General features: G+C 29.0%; 1 protein-coding gene. It reads right to left on the bottom strand.

Annotated elements, in window-relative coordinates; all coding sequences use genetic code 4:
- Positions 1 to 10045: hypothetical protein (locus ACXX85_RS02580; RefSeq protein ID WP_458560559.1), on the bottom strand; the 10045-nt coding region annotated here is incomplete at its 3' end.
- Between the last annotated feature and the right edge of the window lie 17 nt (positions 10046 to 10062).

Genomic DNA, 10062 nt, shown 5'->3' with positions numbered 1-10062 from the left:
GATTACCTTGATTATCACCTGCAAAGTATAAATTACCTTGTTGATCTTGGAAGACAGCATAACCTTTAATAGTTGTAGTAATTACTCTATTGGCATTTGCTGTATTTGGACTATATGATATTGATAAGGTTTTATTAGTATTATCTCATGTTGTAGAACCAAATGTTACATAATTATCAATTTGACTTGGATTACCATGTGTACCTGGTTTTCCAGTTAATCTTAGATTATTTTGTCCAGAGTCAGATGTTCATACTAATTTAGATTCATCATTATTAAAATCACCAGCAGGCATAGGTAGTGTGTAAGTTGCTCTTGTAGTAATATCATCTCTTAGTAATGTTATACCTTCAGTAACATCACTTGTACCATTTGTTAGATATGTAGCAGAGTTAGTTGCTTCTGTTTTATCAGCGGGAACATATTTAGTTAATGCAAATATAGAACCTGCTTTAATTCTAATATATTTTTGATGAAGTTTTCCTCAACCTAAACCATCATTTCTGTTTGTAGAACCACCAATTGTTACATAAATATAATCTGGATTATTCGGATCTCTTTTAGCTGTCATCCATTCAATAGCTTGTTTTGGCATAAATTCTGTTCAAGTAGAACTACTATTTACAAATGCTGATGCAGATTGTTTTAATTTAAAATGACTAGTTGCTTTAGTTGAAGTAGGAGTAATAAATTTACTGCTTGTTATAGTTGTATTATCACTGTTAGTTGCAAAACCTTGATGAGATGCTGCTCCAAAACCATCTGTATATTCAAATGTCATTACTGGAGTATAAGGTGCATCTGATACATATCAAGTATATGCTAATCCACTACCACTATTATATGGATGTGACTCTTTTAATGATCTAGTTGGATCATAAACTTTGAATGCTAATCCAAAGAAGAAGTTTGTATTTTGTTGTGGAAATGCTATTTCTTCAACTAAATAAGTAGATTTAACTGTTGCATAAATATCTCCACCTTTTTCTGTTCTATTTAAAGTAGTAATAACTTTATTATCGCTTTTATCTACTTTTTCAGAATAGGTTACACCACTAATTGTAAATTCTAATCTTGCTCCTAGAATTTCTTTAACATCAGCGGTTGTTAATTCTACTTGTAAAGTAGAAGTATCATTTAATCTGCTATATGAAATTTCTGAATTAGTGATATTTTTATCCGCTTCACCTTCGTGTCTTCCTTTTCTAACAACAGCAACACTTCAAGAATTTATTGTATCTCATTTAATTGTTGATTTTGGATCACTAAACTGTATATTAAATTTAGTTTTATAAGCATAGTGATTATCGGTTACAGTACTATTTTTAATTGATGCTTCCGGAGTTACTCCAACAATTTGTGGTTGCTCAATTAAAGTAGAGAATGTAGAATCTGCTGGAACATTAAAAGTAATTCTTTCTGAAGCAGGAGATAAATCGATAATTTCTTTTACTTTATATTTAGTTCCTGATAATAAACCGTCAACATCACTACTTAAATTAAATTCAATGTTACCTTCTTCTGCTAATCTAATATTAACTGGTGAAGTTTTTTCAGTATTTGTAACTTCAGTTCCATCATCTGCAAGTTGCACATATCTTAAAGCTAAGTTTTTATTTCTTGCATATGTTCTATCTGTAGTTGGAACTGTAAATTTAACTTTTGCACTTGATGTTGTTGCATCAGTTCCATCAAATTGTTGTGCATTAAATTCTAATGTTGATGCAGTTCCTAAAGTTCTAAACTCTTTAGAACTTTCTAATTCTCCATTAGTATTAAATAACTTATTGTATGGAACTGCTGTATTTGAATTAGTTGTGTCAACAACAGTTGTTATTCTGTAACTGGTATATTTACTTAAATTACTAAAGTTAAATGTAACTGAATTATTTGCAACAGTTGCATTTGCTTGAACTTGATTTGCTGCTGCATTACCATCATTTGTTGCTAAAATTGCATCTAAATGTAGTGAGTGACCATTTAGTGAACCTTCTGCATCTGCAAAAGTTAATACTACTCTTGCTTCAGTTTCTGAATCAGGAATAATTTCAATTGCGGAAATTTCTGGTTTAGTATAGAATTTATGACTATTTTGAGTTTGTAATTCATTTTTAATTGTTATTGCAGCTGATGAAGGAATTAATGTTCCCCCTATTATTTCATATTGAGAACCAGCTGATAAATTACTTAAATTAACTGTAAATGTTTTATCTGAATTAACTTCAACTAGTGCAGTGTTGAAACTTTCTGTTGTTCCTACTTTTCTATATAAAATGGATGCATGTTGACCTGATTTAGCAAATTCATCTTCAAGTGTTAAAGTAGCACTAGCACTATTTACTGTTTGACTTGAGAAAGTAATTGCAGAAACTACTGCTGTTTGTGTAATAGAAGTAAATCTTCTTTCAGAATTTGTATCTTCACTTATATTGCTATTGAAAGTTAAATCTTCTCCTGAAGTTGAATCTCTTTTAATTGCAGTAATTTTGTATTCTTGTCCTTTTACAAGATTAGTTAAATTGAATGTCGCAACACTATTATTATTATTATTATTAGACACCACTACTGTTCCTGTTGCATTTCCATTGTGATTTCCATCACCAAGTGGAGTTACTAATTCATAAGTAATTGCAACAGTTCCGTTGTTTGCAATATCTAAGTTAGTATTATCAAATCCTACTTTAACAGTTGCTTGTCCTTCTGTTGATGAAACATAAGAAATAGTTTTAACTGTTGCTTTAGTGTTGATTTGTGCAGGAGTTCCTTGAACTCTTGCAATAACTGAATCAACACTTGCTTCAGTGTTAGCTGAATCTTTAGTTAAAGTAATATCGGTAATATGATAGGTTTGACCACCAGTTAAACCGGTTAAACTAAATACTGCTTGTTTATTAGTAATATTTACAGGAGTATTATGTGTAACTTTTCTTTCAAGTTCATTAGTTACTTGGTAAGAAATATTAGCAGTTCATCCTTTGTTTAAAAAGTCATCACTGTTTCCAAATGCAAGTGTAAAGGTTCCTGCTCCTACTTGTTTATCATCATTAGCAGTAATTGTTACTTCTGCTGTTCTTACAGAAGTTCTAAATCTCTTGTTATTATCTGTGTTAGTTGCAGTTGTGAAAACAAGATCTTTATTATTTACAGTAGCTTTAACAATTTCATATTGTTCATCTTTTTGTAAATTATTCAATTCAACAGAAATTGAAGTTTTACTATTGTAAATGAAGGAAGCAGTTAATTCAGTACTACTATTATCTGAAACTTTTCTATATGTTAGAGTTCCTTGAGTTGAAGCACTCGGTTCCCCTAAGATATCATTATTATTAACAAGATCAATAGTTAATACTGCTTTTTTCTCTGTATTTAGGTTTTTAGTTACAGAACCTAAAGCAGGTAATGTTTTAAAGTCTTTATTAACATTATCTGGAAAACTAAATTGCACATCATTTGCTTGTGGTTCACCAGTTCTTTCTTGAACTGAAATGATTTCATAAGTATCCCCTGAATCTAAACCAGTTAAATTGAAGACTACTTTTGCTTTATCTCCTTCTTTAATTACAATAGCTGCAGTTTCAGAAGTTTTTGTTGCTCCTGTTGTTTTTGAAGAAAATACTAAGTAAAGATTTTTAGCAGTTGTATTTGGTTCAACAGTAGTACTTCCTGCTAAGAATACATCCGCTGCATCAAATATTAATGTTATAGTTGCAGTATCTTTAGCAATTGAACTTTCATCTTGAGTAATAGTATCAACAGTAGCGGTTTTTCCTGTTGTTTTAAATGTTTTGCTATTGTTATCAAAACTATCAACAAAAGGAGTTTCTGTATTATTAATTAAAACTTTCTTAATTGTATAAGTATGTTCTTTTTTCAATGCTGTTAAAGTAACAACTGCTTCTGATTTACCACTTTCAGTACTTGGTACAATTTCTGCATCACTTGAAGTAATTTCATTAGTATCATCTTTTAATGTATAAACTACTTTTAGTCTTGAACCAACATATGTTTGAGAATTATCATTAATTCTTACAGTAGCTTCAGCAGTAGTTTCATCTCCTACTGTTGAAATTGATGCAACATCTGTTGTTGTAGCAAATGTTTTATCATTTCTAGTTAATGAATCCTTAAATAAGATTAACACACCTTCAGGGTTATGTTCTGTGTTTTTAACACCAGAATTTAATTGATCTCCTTGGAAAATTACTGATAATAGTTCATAAGAAGCTTGAACAAAGTTGTCAGTTCCTACAGTAAAACTAAATGAAGCTTTTAATGTAGTTGTGTTAATAGTTCCATTTTTCTCTATAATGTCTGTTTGACCTTTTTGTCTATATTTAATAGTAATGTTGTGATATGCACTTAAATAATTTCTATCTGCATCAGCAAATTTAAGATCAAATGATGAAGTTGTAGTTGTTGAAGTTTTGTTTTCAACTGCTTCAATTGTTGCTAATTTTGGTATTACTTTGAATTTTTTATTTTCATCAGTTACTGAAGATTCAAAAATTAATGATTGTTCTTGTGAAGAAGAAGAAGAATCAACTAAAATAACTTCTTTAATTTTGTATCCTGTGTATTTTTCAAGATTTGAAAGTTTAATAGTTACTCTATTTGAATTAACAGTTCCAGCATCTGAAGTTAATACATCATTTTCTGCACTTTCTTTTACATATTTAATTTTAATTTGTTTATTAGTTGAAGTTTCTTTTAAGTCTTTTAGTCTAACTTCGATGTTTCAACTTTCTTCTTCATCTGCTTTAAAGTTTCTAACAACTCTAACTGTTGGAATAGTGTTAAATGCTTTTTGCTCTGCAGTTATAGTAGAAGCAAAGTTAACACTTATACCATCAATAATACCTGAAATAATTCTAACATTTGCTCCGTGTCCAAGGTTTTGTAAATCAAATGAATAAACAACAGTTCCATTTTCTACAGTAGCACTTGATAAAGTACTTTCTTTACTTTCAGAATCTTCTGAAGAACGGTATTTAATTTTTAGTTGTTTACTTGAAGTACTTAAGTAACCATCGACATCATTTGAGAATTTAACTTTAACAGTTGCACTATTATTAGTTATAGTTTCATAACTTAATTCTGTAATTTGTGCTGTTTTTGGTTCAACTGTAAATTGTTTATTAGAATCTTGAACTTCACTTGTAAATGTAAATGCAGTTAAATCACCTGTTAATTCATTTCCAGTTGCACTGTATTCAATTTTTTCAATTTTATAAGTTTTAGATTTAACTAAATTAGTTAAAGTTGCATCAATTCTTGATAAAGTAATTGTTGAATCAACTGTTAATTTAGTACTTTCTGCATCGGTTGCATAATAAGTAATTTTTACTTTCTTATTATCAAATGATCTATTGTCATTTGATCCAGATAATGGATCACGAACAATAGCATTTAATTGATAAGTAGTTTCTGCTGATGGAGCAATAATTACTCTAGAAATTAATGGTGTTGTAACTACTTGTTTATTTGAATCAGTAATTGATTGTGAAAAACTTGTTTTAGGAACACTTTCAATAGAGATTCCTGTTAATACGTATGTTGAACCAGCATCTAAACTATTAAATGTAAACTCTCCTTTTGGAACTCCACTATCATCAGTTAAAGCAACTTGTTGAGTTATTTCAGCTTCTGAACCTTGTTTTCTTAATTTTAATGTTGCAGTTTTACCAATAGTAAATGCATCAGCAGTTCCTAATTTAATAGTTACTGTTGCACTATTTAAAGTAGTAGTTGAATTTACTGTTGTTACTTCAGAAGTTTGTGAAGTTAAAGTAAATTGTTTGATATTTTCTGTAACAGTAGATAATTCATCTAATTTAGTTAAACCATCTTCTGAATTTGCTGCATTACTAATTTGTAACTCTTTAATTGTATATGAACCAGATTTGGTTAATCCTGTTAATTCAAATACTGCTCTACGGTTTGAAATGCTTACTGCACTTGTTTCTAGTTCAGTTGATGGAGTAGAAGTTGCATAGTATTTTAATTTAGCTTTAAAGTTTTCTTTTACTCTAGCATTATCTTCAATAGAAACTACAACTCTTGTAGAAGTTTCACTAATTTGGAAAAATTCATATTTTGAAACTGCTGATTTTGTTACAAATTGTCTATGACTTAATGAAGCAAGAGAATTTGTTGAAGAATCAAAGTTAGATTTATAGTTTTCAACTGTAAATCCTACAACTTCATATCTGATACCTTCTTTTAAGTTGCTTAAAGCAATAGTAAGAGTACCATTATTTATTGTTTCACCATCACCTGTTGTTTCAATAATATCTGATGAATCTTGTCCTTTATATCTTAATTTTAGTTTTTTACCATTAACAAATGAATCTTTAGTTGTATCAAAAGTTAATTTTACTGAAGCAGAATTTCTTTCAATTGAAGTAACTTCAACTTTATTAACTGTAGCACTTGTTGCAGTAACAGTAAATACTTTTGTTGTATCTAATGTACTTGCTTGTTCTGCTCCAAAATCAATTTGTTGAGTATAATCTGAAGAACCTCCTGATTTTTCATAAATACCTACTACTTCTAATGTTTCTGTTTTTGGTAAATCTGCTAAATCAAATACATATAATCCTGAATCTGAAGTTGATGTATCTTCATATTTAGTTGCTGAATCATTATCTTTTTCTGATTGTTTTTTAACAACGATTTTTAACTCTTTATTAATAATTTCTCTTTTTGCATCGTTAAATCTTACTACAATTCTTGCTTTTGCTTCTTCAGAAGTATTTACAGAAATAGAGTTTACTGTTGCTTTAGTTGAAAATTGTTTTTTATCTTCACTAACATTATCTAAAATAACATCAATGTTTTTATTATCTTTTTCACCATTAAATCCAATAATGTAGTAAACAGAACCTTCTTTTAGACTTGAGAAAGTAAATTTGTATTTTTTATTAGAAGCATCAGAAGCATCTAAAACACCGGTTGCTTCTTGAATTGCTTCATTAGATCCTCTTAATTTATATCTCATTTTTAGAGTGTAAGAGTTATCTGCAAAGAAACTATCGTGTGTAGTATCAAATGAAACATTTACAACTGCAGAGTTTTTAGTTCTAGAACTTGCATCTTCTTCAATTGTAGCAACTTTTGCACTTTGAGCAGAAGTAGTGAATTTTTTATTATCATCTGTTAATGATGTTTTTAAAGGAATATCAGTTTCAGTACCATTATTTACTAATTTAACATGAGTAATTTTGTATTCTTTGATTTTTTCTAAATTAGTTAAATCAAATACTGCTTTACCATTAATAATGTCAACTGCATCTGTAGTTGTTTCAGTAGAGTTTGCATCTGTTTTAGCATAAACTAATTTTACTTGTTTATTTTCATATTCTTGACTTGCGTCAGCAATTGAAACAATAACTCTAGCTTTTGTTTCAACTGGAGTTCTAAATTCAAATCCACTTACCCCGTTAGTTGTTCTAAAGATTTTGTTTTCTTCTGCAACTGTTTTAGCATCAAAAACAATTCTAGTTAAAGGTTTGTCATCTGCATCTGCAGCATCTTTTTTTAGTGTTAGTGAACTAACAATATATTTAATTCCTATGTCTAAACCAGTTAAATCATAAGTTAAACTGCTTCCATCTGCACTTACAGTTGTTTCAATTGTAGAATCTTGGGTTGAAACACTAGCATTCACTTTTCTGTATTTCATTATAATAGTTCTACCTGCTAAGAATTTAGATCTATCATCAAAAGTAAATACTAATTGTGAAGTTGATTCTGTTTGTGGTGTGTTAGTAATATTATTAATATTAGCTGAAACAGCTGTTGTATAGAATAGTTTTTTATCTTCTGTTATATCACTAGAAACAGCTAAAATATCATTTGGTTTAGTTGTATCTGAAGTTGTATAACCTTCAACTTCTACTGAAGTAATTTCAAAAGTTTTGTTTGGTGTTAAATTCTCTAAATCAACAACAATGTAGTTACTTTTTACTTGTGCTGTAACTGTTTTTTCTGCTGTATCTTCACCTGCTTGTGGTTGAGCATTAGCATCTGTTCTTAATTTATATTTAACAGTAGCTGTTTTTCCTTCAAAGGATTGAGTTTTATCTGTATATGAGTTATTTAAAGTAAATGTTAAACTTGCGGAAGTATCTGAGTTTGTATAGTTAATATCTTTAATTACTGGTTTTGTAATAAATCTTCTTTTAGAACCATCTAAATTAATTGAAAAATCAATTTTTAAGTTATTTTCTACAGCACTCTTGGTTGAATCTTCATCAAGAGTTAATCCAGTAATAGAATAACTTGTTCCTCCAATTAATCCAGTTAAGTCAAATTCTACTTTTAATTTGTTATCTTGTTTAGAAATTACTTTTCCTTCCACTGTTTGATTATCAGTAGCAGGTGAAGGGAAAGTAACAACATCATTAGAACCTAAAGCAGAAAATTGTAATTTTGCTTTTCTGTTTTCAATAAAATCATTGTTTGGTTCAAATTCTAGTACAACTTTTGCTGTACTTTCTTTTATGTCAGTTACATTAACATCGTTAATTAAAATATTTGAAACAGTTGGTATAAAGCTTTTGGTTGCCTGATCAAAGTTTTCAGTAAAATCAAATGCAGTGTGTTTTTCTTGATCTGCAGTTCTACCTGGTTCACTTATTCCAATTTCTGTAATAGTGTATTCTAGTAATCCTTGTAAATCTTGTAAATTGAATCTAATAAAGTTACCAATAACATTTCCTTTAACGGTTTTAACTTTAGTAGCATCATCTTTTTCTGTTTTTAGAGCATATTTTAAATATGCACTTTGTCCGTTTTTAGTATATGAATCATCTTTTAGAGTTACTGTAATAAATGCTGTTTTTTCTACTTGTGTATCAGTCGAGATTTTAGCAACAACTGGATTTGTAGATAAAATTCATTTATCTGCTTCTTCACGTGGAAGAATAGCATTTACTGCATGTTCTAAATCATCGCTATTAACTGATGAAAGTCTAAGAATTTCATATGAAGAACCTGGTTGTAAGTTAGTTAAATCTAAATCTACTTTATAGAATGTTTCTTGTTTATTATCAATTGTTTTTTCAACTTTTGTTAGAGCTAAATTAGAAAGGGTTTGAATGTTTGTATAACCTGTTTTTTGTCCGTTTTCATCTTTGCTAATTTGTGCATAAGTAACATTAATTTGTTTATTTTCAACATCTTCATCATCTCCTGAAAATAATAATTCACCTTTAGCAGTGTTTTTGGTGCTTTCAGTTTGAGTTAGTGATTTTACAATTGTAGTTGGTATTGAAGTTTTAAAAGTACGGTCTAAGTCGGCTTTTGCTTCTACTTCTCTATTATCGATTTTAACACTTGTAACTTCATAAGTAGTGTTTCTTTTTAAACCTTCTACTTTAGTTTTAAATACAACACTGTGTTTGTCGTTACCTGCTAAATCTTTACCTTCTACTAATTCTACTTTTCCTGTTAATGTTTGTGGTTGTGCACTTGTGTTATTTTGTTCTTTTACTTGAATTGTAACTTCTTTACCAACAAGAATTTTTTCTTCATCAGAGAAGAATAATTCCAGAGAAACTTCTCTTTTATTAAGATTATAGTTTAGTTTTTCTAATTCAGGTTTTGTAACAATGAAACCTGCACTTGTGCTCATTTCAAAAGTTAAGTTATCATTTGCTAAATCAACAACTTGTAGATTATAGATTTTTCCAGGTTTTAATGAAGTAACATCTAATGAAAATTCTTGTGTTTCTGCATTATATGTTGCTACTTCTGTATCAGCAATTCTATTAGTTTTAGATTCAATAATGTTAACGTTTAATTGTGGATTACTTGATAAAGTTTTTTTATATCTTTCAGGTAATGATTCAAGATCTAACTTGAATTTAACTGTAGCACTATTTAAACCAATATTAGTTGCTTCAAATTCTTTAATATTAACTGTTTCAGCTTTTTTTGTTTTGTCATTAAATAAATGTGGAACAAAAGCAGCTGTAGTACCTATGGATGCTCCAAGTAAAGCCCCTAAGGCAATTCCTTTTTTATTTTTTACTTTTTTACTCATAATTACTTCCTTTTATA

This window comes from Mycoplasma sp. Z386 (assembly GCF_054343375.1).
This window is presented reverse-complemented; position numbering and strand designations above follow the sequence as displayed.